The 20,707-nt window shown below is 70.2% G+C and carries 15 protein-coding genes and 2 tRNA genes; 7 read left to right on the plus strand and 10 right to left on the minus strand.

Annotation, left to right across the window (positions count from 1 at the left end):
- Positions 1–9: 9 nt before the first annotated feature.
- The 3 genes from EV670_RS02565 to EV670_RS02575 are packed head-to-tail and all read left to right on the plus strand — an operon-like array spanning position 10 to position 5,306.
- Entirely contained in the window at positions 10–2,199 is a 2,190-nt protein-coding gene (locus EV670_RS02565) for a hypothetical protein (protein ID WP_130430242.1), read from the plus strand.
- Between the two features lie 18 nt (positions 2,200–2,217).
- A complete protein-coding gene (locus EV670_RS02570) occupies positions 2,218–3,825 on the plus strand; it encodes a c-type cytochrome (protein ID WP_130430243.1) in 1,608 nt (535 codons plus the stop codon).
- Positions 3,826–3,839: 14 nt separating this feature from the next.
- Positions 3,840–5,306, plus strand: a complete 1,467-nt coding sequence (locus tag EV670_RS02575; protein ID WP_130430244.1) for a c-type cytochrome — start codon at positions 3,840–3,842, stop codon at positions 5,304–5,306.
- Between the two features lie 56 nt (positions 5,307–5,362).
- On the opposite strand, the gene EV670_RS02580 is transcribed toward EV670_RS02575, so the two are convergent.
- Positions 5,363–6,130, minus strand: a complete 768-nt coding sequence (locus EV670_RS02580) for a SapC family protein (RefSeq protein WP_130430245.1) — start codon at positions 6,128–6,130, stop codon at positions 5,363–5,365.
- A gap of 2 nt (positions 6,131–6,132) precedes the next feature.
- On the minus strand, positions 6,133–7,467 hold the full coding sequence (locus EV670_RS02585) for a hemolysin family protein (RefSeq protein WP_130430246.1): 1,335 nt from the start codon (positions 7,465–7,467) through the stop codon (positions 6,133–6,135).
- Positions 7,468–7,565: 98 nt separating this feature from the next.
- Between EV670_RS02585 and EV670_RS02590 the strand changes: the two genes are divergently transcribed.
- Positions 7,566–8,387 carry a symmetrical bis(5'-nucleosyl)-tetraphosphatase gene (locus tag EV670_RS02590; RefSeq protein ID WP_130430247.1) on the plus strand — a complete coding sequence of 274 codons (822 nt, stop codon included), beginning with the start codon at positions 7,566–7,568 and terminating at the stop codon, positions 8,385–8,387.
- Positions 8,388–8,394: 7 nt separating this feature from the next.
- Here the strand turns inward: EV670_RS02590 and EV670_RS02595 are convergent, their stop codons facing one another.
- The 3 genes from EV670_RS02595 to EV670_RS02605 are packed head-to-tail and all read right to left on the minus strand — an operon-like array spanning position 8,395 to position 11,464.
- A complete protein-coding gene (locus EV670_RS02595) occupies positions 8,395–8,907 on the minus strand; it encodes a YcnI family copper-binding membrane protein (RefSeq protein ID WP_130430248.1) in 513 nt (170 codons plus the stop codon).
- Positions 8,907–10,991, minus strand: a complete 2,085-nt coding sequence (locus tag EV670_RS02600) for a TonB-dependent receptor family protein (protein ID WP_130430249.1) — start codon at positions 10,989–10,991, stop codon at positions 8,907–8,909. Before EV670_RS02600 ends, EV670_RS02595 begins: the two co-directional genes overlap by 1 nt.
- Before the next feature lie 53 nt (positions 10,992–11,044).
- A complete protein-coding gene (locus EV670_RS02605) occupies positions 11,045–11,464 on the minus strand; it encodes a DUF2946 family protein (protein ID WP_130430250.1) in 420 nt (139 codons plus the stop codon).
- A gap of 88 nt (positions 11,465–11,552) precedes the next feature.
- On the opposite strand from EV670_RS02605, the gene EV670_RS02610 reads away from it, so the two are divergent.
- A tRNA-Ser gene (locus EV670_RS02610) sits at positions 11,553–11,640 on the plus strand.
- A gap of 14 nt (positions 11,641–11,654) precedes the next feature.
- Here the strand turns inward: EV670_RS02610 and EV670_RS02615 are convergent.
- A complete protein-coding gene (locus EV670_RS02615) occupies positions 11,655–12,134 on the minus strand; it encodes an ABC transporter substrate-binding protein (protein WP_207224984.1) in 480 nt (159 codons plus the stop codon).
- Entirely contained in the window at positions 12,131–14,383 is a 2,253-nt protein-coding gene (locus EV670_RS02620) for a putative bifunctional diguanylate cyclase/phosphodiesterase (RefSeq protein ID WP_130430252.1), read from the minus strand. Before EV670_RS02620 ends, EV670_RS02615 begins: the two co-directional genes overlap by 4 nt.
- Positions 14,384–15,186: 803 nt before the next feature.
- Between EV670_RS02620 and EV670_RS02625 the strand changes: the two genes are divergently transcribed.
- Positions 15,187–15,558, plus strand: coding sequence for a DUF2628 domain-containing protein (locus EV670_RS02625; protein ID WP_130430253.1), 372 nt, complete (start codon positions 15,187–15,189; stop codon positions 15,556–15,558).
- Between the two features lie 81 nt (positions 15,559–15,639).
- Here EV670_RS02625 and EV670_RS02630 read toward each other — a convergent pair.
- Positions 15,640–15,715, minus strand: a tRNA-Thr gene (locus EV670_RS02630).
- A 57-nt stretch (positions 15,716–15,772) separates the two neighbouring features.
- On the opposite strand from EV670_RS02630, the gene EV670_RS02635 reads away from it, so the two are divergent.
- The gene (locus EV670_RS02635) at positions 15,773–16,750 is read left to right on the plus strand and encodes an FUSC family protein (RefSeq protein WP_130430254.1); all 978 of its coding nucleotides are present in this window, start codon (positions 15,773–15,775) and stop codon (positions 16,748–16,750) included.
- Here EV670_RS02635 and EV670_RS02640 read toward each other — a convergent pair.
- Both EV670_RS02640 and pepN read right to left on the minus strand, forming a co-directional pair.
- Positions 16,743–18,002: a 6-phosphofructokinase gene (locus EV670_RS02640; RefSeq protein ID WP_130430255.1), complete on the minus strand. Its 1,260-nt coding sequence runs from the start codon at positions 18,000–18,002 to the stop codon at positions 16,743–16,745. The genes EV670_RS02635 and EV670_RS02640 overlap by 8 nt on opposite strands.
- Before the next feature lie 9 nt (positions 18,003–18,011).
- Positions 18,012–20,699: an aminopeptidase N gene (gene pepN / locus EV670_RS02645; RefSeq protein WP_130430256.1), complete on the minus strand. Its 2,688-nt coding sequence runs from the start codon at positions 20,697–20,699 to the stop codon at positions 18,012–18,014.
- Positions 20,700–20,707 lie beyond the last annotated feature (8 nt).

The following is a 20,707-nucleotide window of genomic DNA, read 5'->3' on the forward strand; positions in this document are numbered from 1 at the left end:
CCTGCACTCATGGCGAGCGTGCTGCTGTCGCTGGCAACCATGGTCTGCGCCGACACTGCGCCGCCCGCGCTGAGCGCGGCGCCGGCGCCGACCTGGGCGGTGGATCCGGCCCTGGCCGGCGACGAGTTGCCGCCGGTCGGCCGCTCGCTGTTCGACCACCTGCTGGCCGAGCCCGGCGAGCGGCGGCTGCCGACTTCCTTCGACGAACTGCGCCGGCGCATCGAGGCGCATGTGGTGCGCGATCCGGCCGCCGCCGTCCCCGGCCTGAAGCAGGTGCTGATCCCGCTCGGTCGCTCGTTGCAGCGCCTGGCCGGCGGCGCCGAGCCCTTTGCCTCGCCGCGCATCGTGCTCGCGGTCGACGAGCCAGCGGCCACGCGCCCCGGCCGCGCCGGGCTGCTGCTGAAGGACCGGCTCTACCTCGGCTTCCAGCCCAGGGCCGACCTGCTCGAGGTCATCAGCTACAACGAGGCCGCCGGCCGCTTCGAGTTCCAGGTGGTGCGCGACTTCCGCCCAGGCGGTAGCCCGCACGTGGTCTACGCGCGGCGCGCGCTGTGCCTGAGCTGCCACCAGAACGGCGGGCCGATCTTCTCGCGCCCGGGTTGGGACGAGACCAACGCCAATCCCGCGGTCGCGGCGCGGCTGCTGGCGCATGGTCCGGCCTTCGAGGGCGTGGCGGTCGCACGCGGCGTCGACATGCCGAACGCGATCGACGATGCCACCGACCGCGCCAACCTGCTGGTCGCGGCGCAGCGACTGTGGCGCGATGGCTGCGGCGGTGACGACGACGCGGCGCTGGCCTGCCGCGCGGCGCTGTTCAGCGCGGTGCTGCAGCAGGCCCTGAGCGGCGGTCGCGCCTTCGACCGCGACGCGCGCGGCTGGCGCGAGCAGGTGCTGCCGACCTTCGCGGCGCGCGGTCGCGCGCAATGGCCGGGCGGGCTGGCGATCGGCAACCCGGACCTTCCCAACCGCGCGCCGCTCGCGGCCGAGGGCGTCGAGCCGAGCGCGCGGCTCGACGTGGCCGCGGCCTACGACCCGCTGCTGGCGCGGCCGCCGATCGAGGTCTGGCGCAGCGACGATGACTCGCTCGCGCAGCGCGCCGTCATCGGCCTCGTGCCGTTCATCGCCGCGCCCGACCTGGCGCGTCTCGATGCCCGCCTCGCCGCGCGCCGCGACGGCGCGACGCGGCGCAGCCTGCGCGCCGACTGCCGCTTCGCGCGCACGCCGGCGGCGGCGAGCGACGCGCCGCAGCGCATCGACTTCAGCTGCGAGCCGAGCGCTGGCGCGGCCGGTGGCGGCCTTGCGCCGAACGGCCATGTCGATGTCCGCGGCTCGCGCGTCGTCGGCGGCCGCGTCGCCAGCCTGCGGCAGGGCGGGGCGGGTGGCGAGTTGCGTGCGCTCGAGCTTGGCGCCGGCCCGCTGCAGCGCGCCGGCCAGCGGTACCGCGCCCGGTTGCCGCTGCGCGCGGGGGCGCTGTCGGCTCGCGCCGCCGACGGCAACGCGATCGAGGCGATCGAACTCGCCTGGGGCGGCGCCGAGGGCAACGCCAGCGCGATCCTCGTCGAGGACTTCGCACCGGTCGCCGCCGCTATCGATTCGATGCTGCGGTCCGCGCGCGAAGGGCGCTTCGACGGCTTCGACGCGCAAGCCTTCAGGCGCGCGCGCCTGCTGCCGGCACTGGAAGAAGGGCTGCGGATGCCCAGGCTCGACTGGTGCTGCCTCGATGCCAGGGGTCTGCCCGCGGCGGCCGTGGATGCGCCGCCGACCGAGCCATCAAGCCCGCCGGCAACCGTCGCCGCGGCGCGGGCCCACGAGAGCTTCTATCGCCACTGCGCCGGGTGCCACCTCACGGTCGATCGCTTTCCGCCCGCCTTCCTGCGCGGCGACGCGGCGCGGGTCGACGCCAACCTCGCGCAATGCGCCGAGCGCCTTCATGTGCGGCTGTCGATGTGGCAGTCGCCGCCCGGGCAGCGCGCGAAGACGCCGATGCCGCCGGCCACCGCGCTGCGCGCCGCCGGCTCGAACGAGCTCGCGTGGCGCGACGGCACCGAACTGGCGTCGATGCGCAAGCATGTGGCCGAGCTGCTGCGGCAGCAGACCGGCCGCGCGCCCGATGTCGCGGCGCTCCTGGCCGGTGGCTACGAGCGGCTGCGGCCCTGCCTCGACGAGGCCGCCGGCGCGGCCGCGCCGACGCGCCATTGAAGGCCTCGCAGGCACGCCATGGACACCGCCCCTCCCCATGCCGACGCCGCGCGCCGCTGGCGCCGCCGCTTCATCTGTCTCGCGATCCTCGCGCTCGCGCTGCCGGCGGCTGTGGCGTTCTACCTGCTGCTGCGCTTCTCGGGCGACGAGCCGGTGGACTACGCCGCGCCGGAGCAGCACTTCAAGTACGGCTCGACCGGCGGCGAGATCGCGAGCGGCTTTCCGTACTGGATCTGGCGCGCGCTGCCGCAGGTCTGCGCCCAGCACCTGCCCGATCCCGGCCGCGGCTACGAGTCGCTGGGCTTCATCTTCGAGAACGGGGCCGAGGGCCGGCCGCTGGACCTGCCGGTCGGCGTTTCAAGGCGGCGCTACCAGGGCGTCGACCGCGTCTTCCTCAACTGCGCGGCCTGCCACACCAGCACGGTGCGCACCGTGGCCGGTGCGGCGCCGGTGGTCATCAGCGGCATGCCGGCGCATCGCTTCGACATCATGGACTTCGAGAAATTCTTCTTCCGCTGTGCCGCCGATCCGAAGTTCACCGTCGAGCACGTAATTCCCGAGATCGAGCGGCTCGGCGCCGGGCTCGACGTGATCGACCGCTATGTCGTCTATCCGGTGGCGATCGCGCTGATGCGCGATCGCATCCTGCAGTTGGCCGGACGCTTCGACTTCGTCTGGGACCAGAACGACTGGGGGCCGGGGCGGGTCGACACCTTCAGCGCCAACAAGGTGCTGTTCAACTTTCCGCTGGTCTGCGCCGACGGCGACGAGAAGCGCTGCGTCGACGAGCGCGAGCTCAATGCGGCGGGCGACTTCCCGGCGATCTGGAACCAGGCCCAGAAGAAGGGCATGCAGCTGCATTGGGACGGCAACAACAACAGCACGGAGGAGCGCAACAAGAACGCGGCTTTCGGCACCGGCACGCTGCCGCCGACGATCGACCTGGCGCGCATCGCCCGCGTCGAGAACTGGCTGCTGACGGCCCGACCGCCGGCCTTCGACAGCTTCTTCGCGATCGACGAGGCGCTCGCCGCGCAGGGCGCGCCGGTCTACAAGGCCTACTGCGCCGGCTGCCATGGCGCCAGCGGTGCCGAGTTCGCGCTGCCCGAGGCCGAACGCGAGGTGCGTTGCGTGCAGCCGGGCGAGAGCGACGCCGAGCTCTACGGCCCGCGGGTCGGCCGGATCACGCGCTGGGAGCAGATCGGCACCGACCGGCGCCGGCTCGATTCCTTCAGCGAGGTGCTGGCGCAGAACCTGTCGACCAACTACGCCGGCTACCCGTGGCGCTTCTGCCATTTCCGCAAGACCCATGGCTACGCCAACATGCCGCTCGACGGGCTGTGGCTGCGCGCGCCCTACCTGCACAACGGCTCGGTGCCGACGCTGCACGACCTGCTCGAGCCCTCGGCGAATCGACCGAAGAGCTTCCATCGCGGCAACGATCTCTACGACCCGGTGCGCGTCGGCTTCGTCGCCGACATGGCCGCCGAGGGCGAGCGCCGCTACTTCCGCTACGACACCAGGGCCAAGGGCAACTCGAATGCCGGCCACGAGGGCCGCGACTACGGCACCGAGCTGCCCGACTCCGAGAAGCGCGCGCTGCTCGAGTACCTGAAGACTTTCTGAGCCAGGAGGCCGTGATGGACGCGCTGCCGCTGTGGAAGAGACGCTGGTTCAAGCTGGCGTTGCTGCTGGTCGGCGTGCTGGTCGCCGTCGGCGCCTACATCGCCTGGGACCGCGGTTTTCGCGAGCGGCCGCAGCCGGCCTGGGTGACGGCCACGCCCGAGATGCGCTTCAAGTACGGCTCGATCGGCGCCGAGCACGACGCTGGCATCCCGTACTGGATCTTCTACGTGCTGCCGCGCATGTTTCCCGAGAAGCTGCCCGGCCCCGGCGGCTACGCCTCGCTCGGCGTGCCGTGGGAGCAGGGCCAGGAACTGCCGGTCGGCTTCACCAAGAAGACGATCGGCTTTCCGCGCGTGGCCAACACCTGCGCGGTCTGCCACGTGGCGACCTGGCGCGCGAGCCTGACCGACACGCCGCATTTCGTCGTCGCCGGTCCGGGCCACACGACCGATGTCGAGGGCTTCTTCCGCTTCTTGGTCGACTGCGCCAAGGATCCGCGCTTCAACGCCGACAACCTGATGCGCGAGATCAACCTCGTGACCGACCTCGACCTGATCGACAAGCTGCTCTACCGCTTCTTCGTGATCCCGATCACCAAGCAGCGCCTGACCGAGCGCGAGAAGCAGTTCGCCTGGATCTATCGCAAGGACTTTCCCGACTGGGGCCGTGGTCGCGACGACGCGATGAACCTGACGCGCTACTTCATGCTCGAGCTGCCGATGGACGACCACTTCGGCCCGACCGACATGCCCTCGGTCTGGAACCTGCAGAAGTACGACTGGGAAAAGGGCATGCGGCTCAACTACGCCGGCGATAGCCACGATGCGCACTCGGTGATCATCGACTCCGCGCTCGGCGTGCTCGGCGCAGCGCCCAAGCGCAAGGACGAGTTCCTCGGTCACATCGCATGGCTGCAGGAATACCTCGGCAAGCTGCAAGCGCCGAAGTACCCGTTCCCGGTCAACGCAACGCGCTCGGCCGCCGGCAAGGCGCTCTTCGAGCGCGAGTGCGCGAGCTGCCACGCGAGCGAGCTCACCGGCACGCGGCTGCCGCTGGCGGAGGTCAAGACCGACCGCAACCGCATGGACACGTGGAACAAGGAAGCCGCCATCGCCGCCAACAAGGCGGTGGCGGCGATGGGCATCGAACGCAGGGGCCTGGTCGAGGAAGACCTGATCGGCTACACCGCGGCCTTCCTCGACGGCATCTGGCTGCGCGCGCCCTACCTGCACAACGGCTCGGTACCGACGCTGCACGACCTGCTCGAGCCCGCCGCGGCGCGGCCGCAGAAGTTCTATCGCGGCTATGACGTCTACGACCCGGTCCGGGTCGGCTTCGTCAGCAGCGGCACCGAGGCCGAGCGCATCGGCACGCTCTACGAGGTGGGCCGCAAGGGCGGCGGCAACCAGGGCCACGAGTTCGGCACCGCGCTGCCGGCGGCCGACAAGGAGGCGCTGCTCGAGTACCTGAAGACCCTCTAGCGAAACGACACAGGCCGCCCGAGGGCGGCCTGCTCTTCGATCGCGAGGGCTCGCGATCAGGCAGCGGGCGCTGCAGCCTTGGCCATCCGCGTGCCCAGACGCTCGGTCAGGCGTTGCACGTTGGTGGTCGAGATCAGGTGCGCATGCAGCAGGCCTAGCGCGCCGTTGCGCGTGAGTTCCACCACCACCGCCTCGGGCAGTGCCTTGAGCTTGGCCTCGTCGATCATCTGCACGCCACCGGCGCTGAACTGCGAGCCGTCGGGCTGGGTGATGTCGATCGTCACCGGCTTGAGCAGGTCGAGTTCGACGATGCGTTGGCACAGCTGGCGCGTGCGCTGCACTTCGAGCTCGAAGTTGTCGAGGAACTTGATCACCTCCTGCAGGAAGGGCGTGGCCTCGCCGTCGTCCTGCACCAGCAGTTCGCCCTCGCTGTCGTTGAGGCCTTCGAAGGCCTCGTCGATCATCACGCTCGTCTGGCCCTCGCCGGTGTTGGCATAGCCCAGCGGGTAGCGGCGGATGAAGGCCGGCACGTAGCGGCCGTTCCAGCTGCCATCGGCATCGACGAACAGGTTCTCGTTGTCGCGCAGGCCGAGCAGCGCGATCGGCGAGACCTCCTGGCGGCCCGCGGCGTCCTTGACATCGCCGGCGTCGACGAAGCCGATGACGAACTCCTTGCAGACTTCCGGAAACTCGCTGACGGCGACGAACACCGAGTTCATCGGCGCGGCAAAGGCCACGTTGCTGCTGGGCTTGAGGCGCTTGCCGCGGTGCTTCGTGCGATCGAGCAGCACGGGTTCACGGTAAATCGCTTGGGGGGAACTCATTTCTAGACTCCGGATACTTCAGATGTTGTGACCAAATTGCCGCGTGCTGCGGACTCGGCCGACTTGACGACCAGTACTTTGTCGACCCGCTTTCCGTCGAGGTCGACGACCTCGAAGCGCCATCCGGCCCATTCGACGACGTCGGCGGTCTGCGGCAACCGGCCGAGCAAAAGCATGATCATGCCAGCCAGCGTGTTGTAGCGGCCGCGGTCCTCGTCGGGCAGCTCTTTCAGCCCCAATCGGTCCTTCAATTCGGGCACCGGAATCAGGCCGTCGACCAGCCACGAACCATCCTCGCGTTGCACCGCCCAGGCATCGCCGTCGCTCGGTGCGCTGAACTCGCCGGTGATGGCCTCGAGCACGTCGCGCACGGTGATCACGCCCTGCACCTCGCCATATTCGTCGACCACGAACACCATCTGCGTGTCCGAGCCGCGGAAATGCTCGAGCAGCTCCATGCCGGTCAGCGTTTCGGGCACGAACACCGGCGGCTGCAGGCCTTGCTGCAGCGACAGCGGCTGGCCGCGCGCGACCAACTGCAAGAGCTGCTGCGCCGCGACCACGCCCAGCACCTCGTCGAGACCGCCGCGACAGACCGGGTAGCGCGAGTGATCCTGGTCGGCGATCACCTGCAACGCCGCCTCGATCGGCTCGCCCGCGTCGAGCCAGGTGATCTCGGCGCGAGGAATCATCATCGAGCCGACCTGGCGCTCGTCGAGGCGAAACACGTTGCGCACCATCTGGTGCTCGTGGGCCTCGATGACACCGGCATCGAGCCCCTCCTCGAGGCTGGCGGCGATCTCCTCGGTGGTCACGGTGCGCGCTCCCGAGTCGCGCACGCCGAGCAGGCGCAGCACGGCGCCGGTGCTCCACGACAGCAGCCGCACGAAGGGCCGCGTGGCGCTGCTGAGCCAGCGCATCGGCGTGGCCACCCGGCGCGCCACTGTCTCGGGGTACATCTGGCCGATGCGCTTGGGCACCAGTTCGCCAAAGACGATGGTGAGGAACGTGATGATCACCACCACCAGCACCAGCGCGCCGATGTCGGCCACCCGCTCGGGCACCATGAAGCCGCGCTTGAGCCAGGTCGCCAGCGGTGCGGCGAATGCGGCCTCGCCGACGATGCCGTTGAGGATGCCGATCGAGGTGATGCCGATCTGCACCGTCGACAGGAACTGGGTCGGGTTGTCGTGCAGGTCCATCGCCGCCGCGGCGCCCGAGTCGCCGCTCTCGACCAGCACCTGCAGCCGCGCCTTGCGGCTGGCAGCGAGCGCCATCTCCGACATGGCAAACGCGCCGTTGAGCAGGATCAGGAAACCGAGGAACAGGAATTCCATGCAGGGCGGGCCGGCGCTGCGGGCACGCGCGTGAGGCGCGAACTGCAGACGGCGCCGCGGAGGGCCGAAGAGGGCGCCCAGCGTAGCAGAATCGACCCATGATTCATCTGATCGGCGACCTGCAGGGCTGCTGTGACGCGCTCGACCGCTTGCTCGCCGAGATCGGTTTCTCGGCTTCGCGCGACCGCATCTTCGTGCTGGGCGACCTCGTCAACCGCGGCCCGGCCTCGCTGCGCACGCTCGAACGCCTGGCCTCCTTCGGCGATGCCGCAAGCTGCCTTCTCGGCAACCACGACCTGCACCTGCTGGCCGTGGCGCAGGGCGTGCGCAAGGCGCACCGCAGCGACACCTTCGACGAGGTGCTGGCCTCGCCGCGTCGCGCGCACTGGCTCGACTGGCTGCGCCACCGGCAGATGGCGGCCGAGGCCGAAGGCTGGTTGCTGGTGCATGCCGGCGTCGCCCCGCAGTGGGACCGGGCGCTGACGCTGCAACTGGCGGCCGAACTCGAGGCCTGCCTGCGCGGGCCCGACCTGCATGGCTTTCTCGAAGTGATGTACGGCAACGAGCCTTCGCGCTGGAGCGATGCGCTGGCTGGCCACGAGCGCTTGCGTTTTGCGGTCAACGTGCTGACCCGCATCCGCTTCTGCACGGCCGAGGGCATGCTCGACCTCAAGACCAAGGAAGGCGCCGATGGCGCGCCGCCCGGGCTGATGCCGTGGTTCGCGGTGCCGGGCCGGCGCACCGAAGGCGATCCGATCGCCTTCGGCCACTGGTCCACGCTCGGGCTGATCGACCGGCCCGACCTGCTGGCGCTCGACACCGGCTGCGTCTGGGGCGGCGCGCTGAGCGCGGTGCGCGTCGACGGCGGCCGGCGCGAGGTGCTGCAGGTGAAGTGCGCGCAGGCGCAGAGGCCCGGCTGAGCGATCCCTAGTGATGCCCGGCATGCGGATCGGCGTCGTCGATCTTCAGCACCGGTGCCGGGCTCTCGGAGCCGGCCGTGCCGTTCCACTCGGTGCGGCCCTGCTCGCAGATCTGCAGCACCTCGAAGCGCAGCGGCGCGTTGCCGTCGGCGAGCTTGCCCTGGATCACGAACTCGTCGAAGTGGGCGTTGGCCAGCGGGCCGCCGCTCCAACTGATCTCGACCACGCTGTCCCTGAGCTCGCGGCCGTGCAGCGATACCGGCGCGGCCAGCGGCGCGCGCCGGATCTCGAGCGTCCAGCCCGGCTTGGGCATCGGCCTGGCGGCGTGGAGCTGCTCGTGCGGGATGCGCAGCTGCAGACCGGTCGTGGCGCTGCCCTTGCAACCATGCGGCACCGTGAAGGCCAGTCGGGCATAGGCGCCGGCCGGCAGGTGGTCGGGCGTGACGCCCACATGGGCCGCGGCCGGCGCGAGGGCCGACAGCAGCAATGCCGAGGCGAGCGCGAATTGATGGGTTTTCATCAGAGTCTCCAGTCGAGGCCGGCGTAGACGGCACGGCCGTCACCCGGATAGAGCTGCGCCAGCGGCGCGCCGGGCAGCGAGGCGTCGCGGATCACGCCGGTGGTGGCGGCATAGCGCCTGTCGGCGAGGTTGCGGCCCTCGACGAACCAGCCGAGCCGCCCCTGCGCGTCGAAGCTGCCGGCTGCGCGCAGCCCCCATGTCGCGTAGCCCGCGGCAAACAGCGTGCGCGCGTAGTCGATCGCCGTCGAACTCGCCGCCTCGGCCTGCAGCGAGACGCGCAGCGCCGGGGCGAAGCGCCAGCCCAGCTCGGCGCGCAGCGTGGCGCGCGGGATGCCCGGCAGCCGTGCGTTGCCATAGACGACATCGCCGTCGAAGCGGAAGTCGTTGAGCAGTCCGTTCAGGCGCCAGCCCAGCGGCGAGGTGCTGCCCTCCGGGCTGGCCAGGCCCAGCTCGACCCCGCGGTGCAGCGTGCGGTCGGCGTTGACGGTGGTGCCGTTGCCGTTGGTGCCCGAGATGGACAGCAGCTCGCCATCGATGCGCGTCTGGTAGAGCGCCAGGTCCCATTGCAGCAAAGGCGTGCGCCCGCGCGTGCCGAGCTCGAGCGTGGTGCCGCGCTGCGCCTCGTTGAGCACCGGCACCGAGCCGCCGGTGAGCTCGCCGAAGCTCGGCGGCTCGAAGCTGCGCGAGAGATTGGCGAACCACTGCCAGCCCGGCGCCGCATCGACGCGCAGCCCGAGCTTCGGACTCCAGCCGCGATAGCGCTGGTCGAAGCTCTGATCGTTGCCGGCGACGATGTAGCGGTCCTCGAAGCGGCGCGAGGCCTCAAGGCCATGCAGCCCGGCCACCAGCCACCAGGCGGGCTGCACCTCGTGCTGCCACTCGCCATAGAGCTCGAGGTTGCGCGCCGTCTGCAGGCTCTGGTCGGTGCGCGCGCCGGGGCTGCCGCCGACATTGACGAAGCGGTCGTCATCGGTGACTCCGCGCGCGGCGTTGATGCCGGCGACGAATCGGTTGCGCCGGCCCGCCAGCGATGCCTCGCTGAGCCAGCGCGCTTCCAGCCCTTGGTCGCGGCTGTCCTGTTGCAGCACCTGGAAGATCGGGTGGTCGAGTTGCTTCCACGCGGCAAAGGCGAACAGCTCGATCTGCTGCTCGCCATCGATGCGCCAGACCGTCTTGTTGGAGGCGCGGGTCCAGTCGATGTCGCGGCGCTGGTCGAGCGTGATGTTGCCGGGGTTGGCCTGGCGCGGATCGGCCTCGAACTGGGCCGGCGTCAGGCCGCCCGGCAGCTCGGAGCGGCTGCGCACCTGGCCGAGGTAGAAGCGCGTCTCCAGGTTCGGCGCGAGCTGCCAGCCGATGTTGGCGAAGGCGCGCTGGCTCGATTGCTCAGCATGGTCGCGATAGCCATCCTGGCCGAAATGGCTCAGCGCCACGTAGGCATCGACCGAGCCGAGGATCTGGCCGGTCGAGGCCTGCGCGCGGCGGTAGCCGAAGCTGCCGGCCTCGCCGCGCAGCCGCCATTCATCGGCGTTGTAGCCGTTGGGCGAGACGAAGTTGATCGCGCCACCGAGCGTGGCCGCGCCGTACTGCAGCGCGTTGGCGCCGCGCCAGACCTCGACGTAGCGCGCCGACAGCGCCTCCACCGCCTGGAAGTCGAAGCTGCCGTCGGCCAGGTTGAGCGGCACGCCGTCCTGCATCAGCTTCAAGCCGCGGCCGTGGAAGGTGCGCTGCAGGCCCGAGCCGCGGATCGCGATGCGCGCCTCCTCGGCACCGAAGCGCGGTTGCACGAAGACGCCGGTCGCCATGCCGAGCGAGTCGGCCAGCGTGGCGACGCGGCCCTCGCTGTACTGCTCGGCATCGACGATGCCGACGCCTCCCGGCGTCAGCTCGATGCGGGCGCGCGCGGTCGGCAGGTCGGGCTGGGTCAGCGTGGACTGGTCGGCGTTGCGCTTGCCGCTGACGACGACCGGCTTGAGCGTGATCGTGCCGACCTCGGCATCGGGCGGCGAGGGTTGGGCCTGCGCCAGGCCGGCGCACAGCAAGGCGCAGGCGGCGGCCAGCGGCCGCGGGGAGGGGACAGTGGGCATGGGAGGCGCTCCGAAAGCGTGAAGGGGCCGCAAGGCCCCCGCTCTCGGGTGCCTCAGTGCGGCATGCGCGTGGGGGCGAGGCCACCTGGCGGGCCACGCGCCGGCGGCACGCCCAGCGCCAGCGCGGGCGTCGCGGCCACCGCACTTGGCTGCCAGTTCGGCAACGGCAAGCTCGGCGCCACGAGCGTGGGCACCGAGGAGGGCAGCCCGCTCAGGCCGCCCGTGCAGCAGTCGTGGCCGGCGTGGGTGCCGGCGCCGTCGGCCAGCGGCTGGCCGTTGGCATCGACCATCAGCGCACCAGCGGCCGAGCAGACCTCCTGCGCCAGCGCCATCGCCGCGCCATGCTGGGCCGCCTGGATCGGCGCGACCAGCAGGCCGAAAGCGAGCCACAGGCCGAGCAGCACGCGCGCCCAGCCCTCGCGCAACGCGAGGCGGCGCAGGGACTGCAGCGGGTGGCGAGGCGAGGGCTTCATGCGAGGGCGCGAGTTTAGCGGCGGGCCGCGCGGAACCCGTGCCGACGCGCCCGGCCGATCGACTCAGCCCCGTAGAATCGGCGCCGCTGGAAGCGTGGCAGAGTGGTCGATTGCACCGGTCTTGAAAACCGGCGACGGGCAACCGTCCGTGAGTTCGAATCTCACCGCTTCCGCCACGGCTCGCAATCGCTCAGCGAATGAAGCGCCCGCCTGGCCCCACCACCATGACGTCGACGAAGCTCGAACCGTGGTGGTTCTGCGGTCCCCACTTCACCTCGTAGCCGCCGAGGCCGATCTTGCCGACCGACTCGAGCGTGTTGAGCAGGCTCTGCGGGCTGATCGACTTGCCGGTGCGGCGCATTGCCTCGAGCAGCACGCGCAGGTTCAGGTAGCCGAAGAAGTGATCGACGTCGAGCGGCAGTCCGGCGCGTGCCATCGCAGCGCCGTAGTCGCGCGTGATCGCGGTGTTGGGCTGGAACGGATAGGGCGTGACCTGGGTGAAGGCCAGGCCGCGCGCCTGGTCGCCCAGGGCCTCGAGCGTCGAGCGGGAGTTGACGATGCCGATGGCGTAGATCGGTGCACCCGCATACAGCCGCGCGGCGCGCACCGCCGGCTCGACCGAGGGGCCGAAGGCCATGAGGATCACGGCCTTCGGCCGCGCCGCGCTCACGCGGTGGTGCTGTACCCGAGCCGGATCGACTCGCCCGCGGGTGTCATCTCGGTACCTTCGACATGGGCGATGCGCGGCGCCATGCGCGGCAGCACGGTCTCCATGATCCAGCGTTCGAGCTGGTCGCCGGGCCGGGCCTGGCTGAAGAGGAAGCCCTGCATCAGGCCGCAGCCCAGGCGGTGCAGCATCTCCATCTGGCCGAGCGTCTCGACGCCCTCGGCCACGACGCGGATGCCGAGCGCGCGCGCCAGCGCGATGATGGCGGTGACCACCGCTGCGCTCTGCGGCGTGGTGCCGAGCTCGCGCACGAAGCTGCGGTCGATCTTGAGCTCGCTGATCGGCAGCCGGCTCAGGTAGGCGAGCGAGGAATAGCCGGTGCCGAAGTCGTCGATCGAGATCTCGACGCCGATCTCGTTGAGCCGGTGCAGCGTGGGCCGCACCTCGAGGTTCTTCATCAGCCGGTCTTCGGTGATCTCGATCTGGATCACGCGCGGCAGCAGGTCGTGGCGCGCGGCGGCGGCCTGGATGTGGGTCACCAGGTCCGAGCGCTCGAACAGGCGGCTCGGCAGGTTGACCGCGATCGGCGTCTCGAAGCCCATGCGATCGCGCCAGACGCCGGCCTGGCGCGCCGCCTCCCGGATCGCCCACTCGCTGAGCGGCACGATGAGGCCGGTTTCCTCGGCCAGCGGAATGAACTGCGCCGGCGGCACCAGGCGGTTGCCGCGCTGCCAGCGCATCAGCGCCTCGACGCCGACCACGCGCGCCGAGCGCACGTCGACCTTGGGCTGGTAGTGCAGCACCAGTTCGCCGCGCTCGATGGCCTTGTGCAGCGCGCTCTCGGTCTCGATCTGCTCGCGGCCCTTGCCGGCCAGGTGCGGCCGGTAGGTCGCGGTCGCGTTGCGGCCACCGGTCTTGACCGAATGCATCGCGACGTCGGCATTGCGCAGCACGTCGACCACGCCGGCGCCGTCGCGCGGGAAGATCGCGATGCCGATGCTGGCGGTGACGAAGCATTCCTCGCCGCCGACCATGAACGGCGGTCGCATGACCTCGAGGATGCGCATTGCAACGCGCTCGGCATCGAGGTCGTTGCCCACCTCGGGCAGCAGCGCCACGAACTCGTCGCCGCCGAGCCGGCCCACCGCCTCGAGCGAGCGATGGGCGCGCGGGGCGTGCGGGTCGCCGGCGGCCTCGGTCACCTGGTCGGTGTGGCGCACGCAGGAACGCAGCCGACGCGCGACTTCCATCAGCAACTCGTCGCCGGCACCGTGGCCGAGCGTGTCGTTGATCAGCTTGAAGCGGTCGAGGTCGATCAGCAGCAGCCCGACCTGGTGATCGAGCCGCTTGGCATGCTCGATCGCGCGCTCGGCGCGCCAGATCAGCTGGCGCCGGTTCGGCAGGCCGGTCAGGGCATCGAAGTTGGCCAGATGGCGGATGTGCTCCTCGGCCGCGCGGCGTTCGGTCACGTCCTGCACGATGCCGGTGAAGCCGGCCAGCCGACCCTGGTCGTTGAACTCGGGCTCGGCCTCGACGTGGATGATGCGCTGGCGGTCCTCGGCCAGCCTGACCGTCACGTCGACCACGAGCTGGCGTTCGGCGGTCGGTGTCTGCTGCAAGAGTTCGATGAAGGCCCGGCGCTGGGCCGGCGGCACCATCCGCGCCAACCTGCGCAGGCCCGGACGCTCGCCGCTGCCGAGGCCGAACACGCGTAGCGCCTCCGGCGAAAAGTGGAGCCGGCCCTGTGCCCGCCACCACTCGAAGCTGCCCATGCGTGCCAGGTCCTGCGCGCGTGCCAGCCGGCTCTTGCTGCGCTCGAGCTCGATGCGCGTGCGCGAGGCCCGCAGCAGGTAGCGCAGGCGCCCGGCCAGCAGGCTCCACTGCGTTCCCTTGACGAAGAAGTCGGTGGCGCCGGCCTCGTAGGCGCGACCGATCGAGGCCTCGTCGTCGACGCCGGTCAACATCAGCACCGGCATCGATGCAAAGCGCGGCAGCGCATGCAGCGCGCGGCAGGTCTCGAAGCCGTCAAGGCCCGGCATCATCGTGTCGAGCACCACGACATCGGGCAGCCAGTCGGCCACTTGATGCAGCGCATCCTGCCCGCTACCGAGCGCGAGCACCGCGAAGCCGCGTTCGGTCAGCGCGGTCGCGGTCAGGCCGAGGTTGACTTCGTCGTCGTCGACCAGCATGACCCGCGGCGGCGGAGCCTGCTCGCCCGGCGCCTGGCCGGGGTCTGCGTGCGGACTGCTCATCAACGCGCTCCGGCCCGCAGGGCGTGCGCGCACGGTCGAGTCACGTCATCGGCGTCGAGCCACGTGCGGGCGAGTGATGCGCTGTAGGCGCGACCGCGATCGGCGGCCGCATCGGGACTCGGATCGGATGCAGGCATGAAGACAAGGACAGGCTGAGGGTGTCCGCCGAAGCGGCAGCACCCAGTCTCGACCTTTGAGATTGTGCGCGCTGGGGCGAGGCGTCAGGCCGGGAAAAATGCGCAGCGACAGGGGTTTGCAAGCCATGCGCGCGGTCGCGTTCGGGATCTTCGTCGCAGGTTCGCGCGATTGCCGACGGCGCGCTGGCGAAGGTCCGCCGGTCGTTCATGTGTGCGCCAGTCGGACAACTGCGAGCGTCATCGCCGCTGCGAAGCGTGCATTGCTCACATCTTGGGCCGATCGAGCCGTCGATCCGTGACGTGCTTCTCGCCCGGTGTCTGCGGCCGCAGGACGCGCCTGCAATCGTCTTGCGTCCGCACAGTTCGACTGCCGCAGCCCGTGCGTCAGTCGGCAGCGTGAAGAAAGTCGCGGGCAACGACGATCGCGGCGCCGTCGTCACGGCGTGACGAGCGATCGCCATCGCCCCCTCGGGGCTCGCTGCTGTTGGCTGTTCGCTACGCCGAGCGTGCCCACCGACGCGTCGAAGCTATCTGTAAGAGGATGTTCCCGCTACGCTGCGGCAAGCAAGCCGGTCGATTGACCGGTTTGCCGGACAGCCGCAGTCCTCGCTGTCCTTCGGCGCACGAATCGAATGCCGCTTGCGGCGCATCGTCGGGAGAAGGAACATGAAACAGCACAGGGTCTTCACGCAGCGCCTGCATCCGCCACAGGTGGTCAAGGTCGGTTTCTGCTGGCCGGCCTTCTTCTTCAACGTGGCGTGGATGCTCTACAACCGGCTCTGGTCGCAGGCCGCGCTGTGGGTTGCCGCGCTGCTCGGCTGCCGCTACCTGCACGCGGTGCTCGAGGCTTCGCCCGCGGCCGCGGGCCGTGTGCCGATGGCCGTGGCCCTGGCTGCCGCGTACGGTGCACTGTTCCTGGTGCCGGGCCTGCTGGGCAACCGCTGGCGCGAGCAGAACCTGCTCGACGACGGCTACGAGTTGGTCGCCGACGGCGAGGTCGAGATCCGACCGACAGCCGCCGCGCCGCTGGCCGGCTGAGGCCTCGACGGCGGCATGCCCGCCGCGACTTGTTCGATGCAAAGCAAAAGGGCCTGACTCGCGTCAGGCCCTTGGCTGTTCTGGTGCCGGAGAGAGGAGTCGAACCCCCGACCTTCTCATTACGAATGAGCTGCTCTACCAACTGAGCTACACCGGCAACAAGAATGCGATTATAGCGGGCCTGCCGCGCCCGGCATTCAGCCCCTAGCCACCGATGGCCTGGAACACTCCCGCCGGAGCCAAGCTCCACTACTGCCTCAAGGTCGGTGTCGCCGCCTTCTTCGGCTACCTGCTGTGCGTCGGGGATCAGCAGCAGTACGGTGTCTACAGTGCCTTCACCGCCGCGCTGGTCGTCGGCAGCAGTGTCGGCGAGGACCTGGCCACCTCGGGCAACCGGGTGCGCGGCACGCTGGCCGGCCTGGCTGCCGGGCTCGCGATGGCGATGCTGTTCGGCGTGTCGATCTGGTCGCTGGCTGCCGGCGTGGCACTCACCGCCTTCATCTCGGTCGGCTTCGGCTGGGGCGTGCCGGCGGCACGCATCGGTGCCTCGCTGTGCGCGGTGACGATCGTGATGCACACCGGCAACGTGCTCGACTACGCGCTGATGCGTACCGCGAACACGCTGATCGGCGTTACGGTCGGCCTGCTGGTCAGCTTCGTGGTGTTGCCGGTGCGCGGCCGCGACGAGGTCGCGCGCTGCCACGCGAGCACGCTTTCAGCCGCGGCCAGGCTGCTCGAGCAGATCGATGGCAGTGGCACCGGCGGCGCGCGGGCGCTGCGCGCCGCCTTGCTGAGCGCGACGATGGAACTCGACAAGGCTGGCAAGGACCTGCAGAACGAGAAGCTGCTGCGGGAGGACGTCGCCGCGCTGATGGCGCGGGCGCGGGTCGCACACACGGTGAGCCTGTGCGCGATGGCCGCCAGCCTGGCCTACGCCGAACTGGCCTCAGGCGGACTGCGGGACGAGGCCTTGCAAGAGGCGCGTGCGCTGGCAGCCGAGCTGGCGTCGCGGGTGCGCGCCGCGACGACGGCCCATCCGCAACCGGGCGCATCGGCACGCTTCGATGAACTCGCCGCGCGCGTCGCCGCGGCGCCGGCCGGGCCCTTGGTCCTGGTGGCCCAGGGCTACCTGCACGAACTGCGCGAAATCGACCAGGTACTGGCGGGCCGCGCGCCCGCCCGGATCACTTGAGCTCGAAGGGCGACAGCTTCTTCGCCACCGCGCGGTTCTTCAGCGTCACGTAGACCGGCAGTCCGTTCTCGTAGGTCGGGTAGTCCTCGCCCTGGATCAGCGGCAGCAGGTAGCGCTTGCACTTGGCCGTGATGCCGAAGCCGTCTGCGGTGATGAAGTCGCGCGGCATGAACTTCTCGACGTTGGCCACCTTGGCCAGCGGCGCCACGCCGATGCGGTACTTGTAGGGAACGTTGGAGACGCGCTCGACGGTCGGCATCACCGCGTTGTGGCCCTTGACCGCCAACTCGACCGCCTTCTTGCCCAACTCGTAGGCCTGCTTGACGTCGGTCTTCGACGCGATGTGGCGCGCCGCGCGCTGCAGGTAGTCGGCCACCGCCCAGTGGAACTTGTGGCCGAGCGCGTCCTTGATCATGTTGGCGACCACCGGCGCGGCGCCGCCGAGCTGCGCATGGCCGAAGGCATCGCGCGTGCCCTGCTCGGCGAGGAAGCGACCGTCCGGATAGTGGCAGCCCTCGGACACCACCACCGTGCAGTAGCCATGCTCCTTGACCAGCGCGTCGACGCGGGCGAGGAACTTCTTCTCGTCGAACTCGACCTCGGGAAACAGGATCACGACCGGGATGCCGTGATCCTCGATCAGGCCGCCGGCGGCCGCGATCCAGCCGGCGTGGCGGCCCATGACCTCGAGCACGAAGACCTTGGTCGAGGTGCGGGCCATCGAGCGCACGTCGAAGCTGGCTTCCAGCGCCGAGACCGCGACGTACTTGGCGACCGAACCGAAGCCGGGGCAGCAGTCGGTGATCGGCAGGTCGTTGTCCACGGTCTTGGGCACGTGGATCGCCTGGACCCCGTAGCCCATCTGCTCGGAGAGCTGGCTGATCTTGAAGCAGGTGTCGGCCGAGTCGCCGCCGCCGTTGTAGAAGAAGTAGCCGATGTTGTGCGCCTTGAAGACCTCGATCAGGCGCTCGTACTCGCGCTTGTGGGTCTCGAGCGACTTCAGCTTGTAGCGGCACGAGCCGAAGGCGCCCGAGGGCGTGTTGCGCAGCGCGCGGATTGCCGCGATCGATTCCTTGCTGGTGTCGATCAGGTCCTCGGTCAGCGCGCCGATGATGCCGTTGCGTCCTGCGTAGACCTTGCCGATCACGTCGTCGTGCTTGCGCGCCGTCTCGATCACGCCGCAGGCCGAGGCGTTGATGACGGCGGTGACGCCGCCGGACTGGGCGTAGAAGGCGTTTTTCTTGCGGGCCATGGGTTTGCCTTAGTCTTGAAGCGAACGGGTGACGATTTCGCGGGTGTCGTCCGAGAGTTCGGCCCTTGCCGCGACGCGCGCGATCGCCTCGCGCGCCGCGCTGCGGTAGGGCTCGGCGAGCAGGCGCCAGCGGTCGAGCGAGCGTGCCAGGCGCGAGGCCAGCTGCGGGTTGAAGGCGTCGACCTCGACCACCTTGTCGGCCCAGAACACATAGCCGGCGGCATCGGCACGGTGGAAGGCGGCCGGGTTCATCAGCGTCAGCGGCATCAGCAGGCTGCGCGCGCGGTTGGGGTTGCGCAGCGTGAAGTCGGGATGCTGGGCCAGCGTGCGCACGCGCTCGAACACCGCGCCGGCGCCTTCGCCGAGCGGCTCGGGCGCGCCGGCCTGCAGCGCGAACCACTTGTCGATCACCAGCGCCTCGTCGGCGAACAGCGCGTGAAATCGCTCCAGCGCCGGTGCCGCCAACTCGGCATGGGCATTGACCAGCGCGGTCAGTGCACCGAAGCGCTCGCTCATGCTGGTGGCGTCCTTGAAGCGCTGGTAGGCGCGGCCGGGCCAGACGGTGTCGCCGCTGGCGGTGGCGTCGAGCACCAGCATCGACAGCGCCAGGTTGACCAGCGCCCGCTGGCCGGCGGCGCGTGCGTCGGGCGAGTAGCCGCCGATCGGCGCCTGGGTCTCGAAGGCCCAGACCCAGTCGTCGCGCAGTGCCTGCGCCAGCTGCAGCCGGAAGCCCTCGCGCAGCGCATGGATGCGGGCCGGGTCGACCTCGGCGCCGAGTTCCTCGGCGACCACCGTCTCGCTCGGCAGCGTCAGCACCAGTTCCTTGAGCGCGGCGTCGAGCGTGGGGTGGCGCAGCACGCCGCGCATCGCGTCGATGAACGCCGCGTCGAGCTGCGTGCTGCCACCGCGCAGCGCGGCGAGCAGGCGGTTGAGCGCGAGCTGCTGGCCGGCCTCCCAGCGGTTGAAGGCGTCGCTGTCGTGCTGCAGCAGCGTCAGCAGCGCAGTGTCGGCCAGCGCGGCGTCGAGGTGCACCGGTGCCGAATAGCCGCGCAGCAGCGAGGGCACCGGCTCGCGGTCGACGTTGACGAAGACGAAGCGCTGCTCGGCCTCGGCCAGCACCAGCACGCGGTGGGTGCCGGTGTCGCCCGGTTCGTCGGCCAATTGCAGCGGCAGGGCGCTGCCGTCGTCGCTCGCCAGCAGGCCCATCGCGAAGGGGATCACGGAGGGCAGCCGGTGCGGCTGGCCCGGGTTCGGCGTGCCGGTCTGGGCCAGCTCGAGCGTGTAGGTGCGCGCCGCGGCGTCGTAGGCACCGCGTGCCGTCACCTGCGGCGTGCCGGCCTGGCTGTACCAGCGCTTGAAGGCATCGAGGCGCTCGGCCAGCTCGCTGCCGGGGTTGGCGTCGGCGATGGCCTGGGCGAAGTCGTCGCAGGTCACGGCCTGGCCGTCATGGCGCTGGAAGTACAGCGTCATGCCCTTGGCGAAGCCGCGCCGGCCGACCAGCGTGGCCATCATGCGCACCACCTCGGCACCCTTCTCGTAGACGGTGGCGGTGTAGAAGTTGTCGATCGCTTGGTACTGCTCGGGCCGCACCGGGTGCGCCATCGGGCCGGCGTCCTCGGGGAACTGGAACTGGCGCAACTGGCGCACGTCCTCGATGCGCTTGACGGCGCGCGCGCTGGCCTCGCCGGCCATGTCCTGGCTGAACTCCTGGTCGCGGTAGACCGTGAGGCCTTCCTTCAGCGAGAGCTGGAACCAGTCGCGGCAGGTCACGCGGTTGCCGGTCCAGTTGTGGAAGTACTCGTGGGCGACCACGCTCTCGATGTTGGCGAAGTCGGCGTCGGTGGCCGTCGCCGGGCTGGCCAGCACGAACTTCGTGTTGAAGATGTTGAGGCCCTTGTTCTCCATCGCGCCCATGTTGAAGTCGCTGACCGCGACGATCATGAAGCGCTCGAGGTCGAGCGGCAGGCCGAAGCGGGCCTCGTCCCAGACCACCGAGGCGATCAACGAGTTCATCGCGTGCTCGGTCTTGTCGAGGTCGCCGGCGCGCACGTAGACCTGCAGCAGGTGCTCCTTGCCGCTGCGCGAGACGATCTTCTGCTCGCGGCTGACCAGCTTGGCCGCGACCAGCGCGAACAGGTAGCTCGGCTTGGGAAACGGGTCGTGCCACTTGGCGAAGTGGCGGCCGCCGTCGAGCTCGCCCTGCGCGACCAGGTTGCCGTTGCCCAGCAGCACCGGGTACTTCTCCGCATCGGCGCGCAGCGTGACGGTGTAGACCGCCATCACGTCGGGGCGGTCGAGGAAGTAGCTGATGCGGCGAAAGCCCTGCGCCTCGCACTGCGTGAAGAAGCCGCCACCCGAGGTGTAGAGGCCGCTGAGTTGCAGGTTCTTCTCGGGCGCGATGGTGTTGCGCACCTCGAGCGTGAACGGGCCGTCGGGCAGGGCGTCGAGCACCAGCTGGTCGTTCTCGACGCGAAAGGTCGCCGGCTCGCCGTTGACCATCACGCGGGTCAGGTTCAGGTCCTCGCCATCGAGCCGCAGCGACTGTACCGGAAGCTCGGCGTTGCGCTCGATCGTCATCTTGTTGATGACCAGGGTCTTGGCCGGGTCGAGGTCGAAGCTCAGGTCGACCGTGCGGATCCAGTAGGCCGGAGCCTGGTAGTCCTCGCGCCGGATGATGGGGGCAGTGCCTTCACGCATGGTGTTGG

The organism is Rivibacter subsaxonicus (genome assembly GCF_004217215.1).
GTDB lineage: Bacteria > Pseudomonadota > Gammaproteobacteria > Burkholderiales > Burkholderiaceae_C > Rivibacter > Rivibacter subsaxonicus.

What these genes read in the sequence shown, in the direction of transcription:
- EV670_RS02580 (WP_130430245.1), bottom strand. Translation starts at nt 6,130, where the DNA reads ATGAGTTCCCCCCAAGCGATTTACCGTGAACCCGTGCTGCTCGATCGC.
- EV670_RS02605 (WP_130430250.1), bottom strand. Translation starts at nt 11,464, where the DNA reads ATGAAGCCCTCGCCTCGCCACCCGCTGCAGTCCCTGCGCCGCCTCGCG.
- EV670_RS02570 (WP_130430243.1), top strand. Translation starts at nt 2,218, where the DNA reads ATGGACACCGCCCCTCCCCATGCCGACGCCGCGCGCCGCTGGCGCCGC.
- EV670_RS02600 (WP_130430249.1), bottom strand. Translation starts at nt 10,991, where the DNA reads ATGCCCACTGTCCCCTCCCCGCGGCCGCTGGCCGCCGCCTGCGCCTTG.
- pepN (WP_130430256.1), bottom strand. Translation starts at nt 20,699, where the DNA reads ATGCGTGAAGGCACTGCCCCCATCATCCGGCGCGAGGACTACCAGGCT.
- EV670_RS02575 (WP_130430244.1), top strand. Translation starts at nt 3,840, where the DNA reads ATGGACGCGCTGCCGCTGTGGAAGAGACGCTGGTTCAAGCTGGCGTTG.
- EV670_RS02620 (WP_130430252.1), bottom strand. Translation starts at nt 14,383, where the DNA reads ATGAGCAGTCCGCACGCAGACCCCGGCCAGGCGCCGGGCGAGCAGGCT.
- EV670_RS02625 (WP_130430253.1), top strand. Translation starts at nt 15,187, where the DNA reads ATGAAACAGCACAGGGTCTTCACGCAGCGCCTGCATCCGCCACAGGTG.
- EV670_RS02565 (WP_130430242.1), top strand. Translation starts at nt 10, where the DNA reads ATGGCGAGCGTGCTGCTGTCGCTGGCAACCATGGTCTGCGCCGACACT.
- EV670_RS02590 (WP_130430247.1), top strand. Translation starts at nt 7,566, where the DNA reads ATGATTCATCTGATCGGCGACCTGCAGGGCTGCTGTGACGCGCTCGAC.
- EV670_RS02635 (WP_130430254.1), top strand. Translation starts at nt 15,773, where the DNA reads ATGGCCTGGAACACTCCCGCCGGAGCCAAGCTCCACTACTGCCTCAAG.
- EV670_RS02595 (WP_130430248.1), bottom strand. Translation starts at nt 8,907, where the DNA reads ATGAAAACCCATCAATTCGCGCTCGCCTCGGCATTGCTGCTGTCGGCC.
- EV670_RS02640 (WP_130430255.1), bottom strand. Translation starts at nt 18,002, where the DNA reads ATGGCCCGCAAGAAAAACGCCTTCTACGCCCAGTCCGGCGGCGTCACC.
- EV670_RS02585 (WP_130430246.1), bottom strand. Translation starts at nt 7,467, where the DNA reads ATGGAATTCCTGTTCCTCGGTTTCCTGATCCTGCTCAACGGCGCGTTT.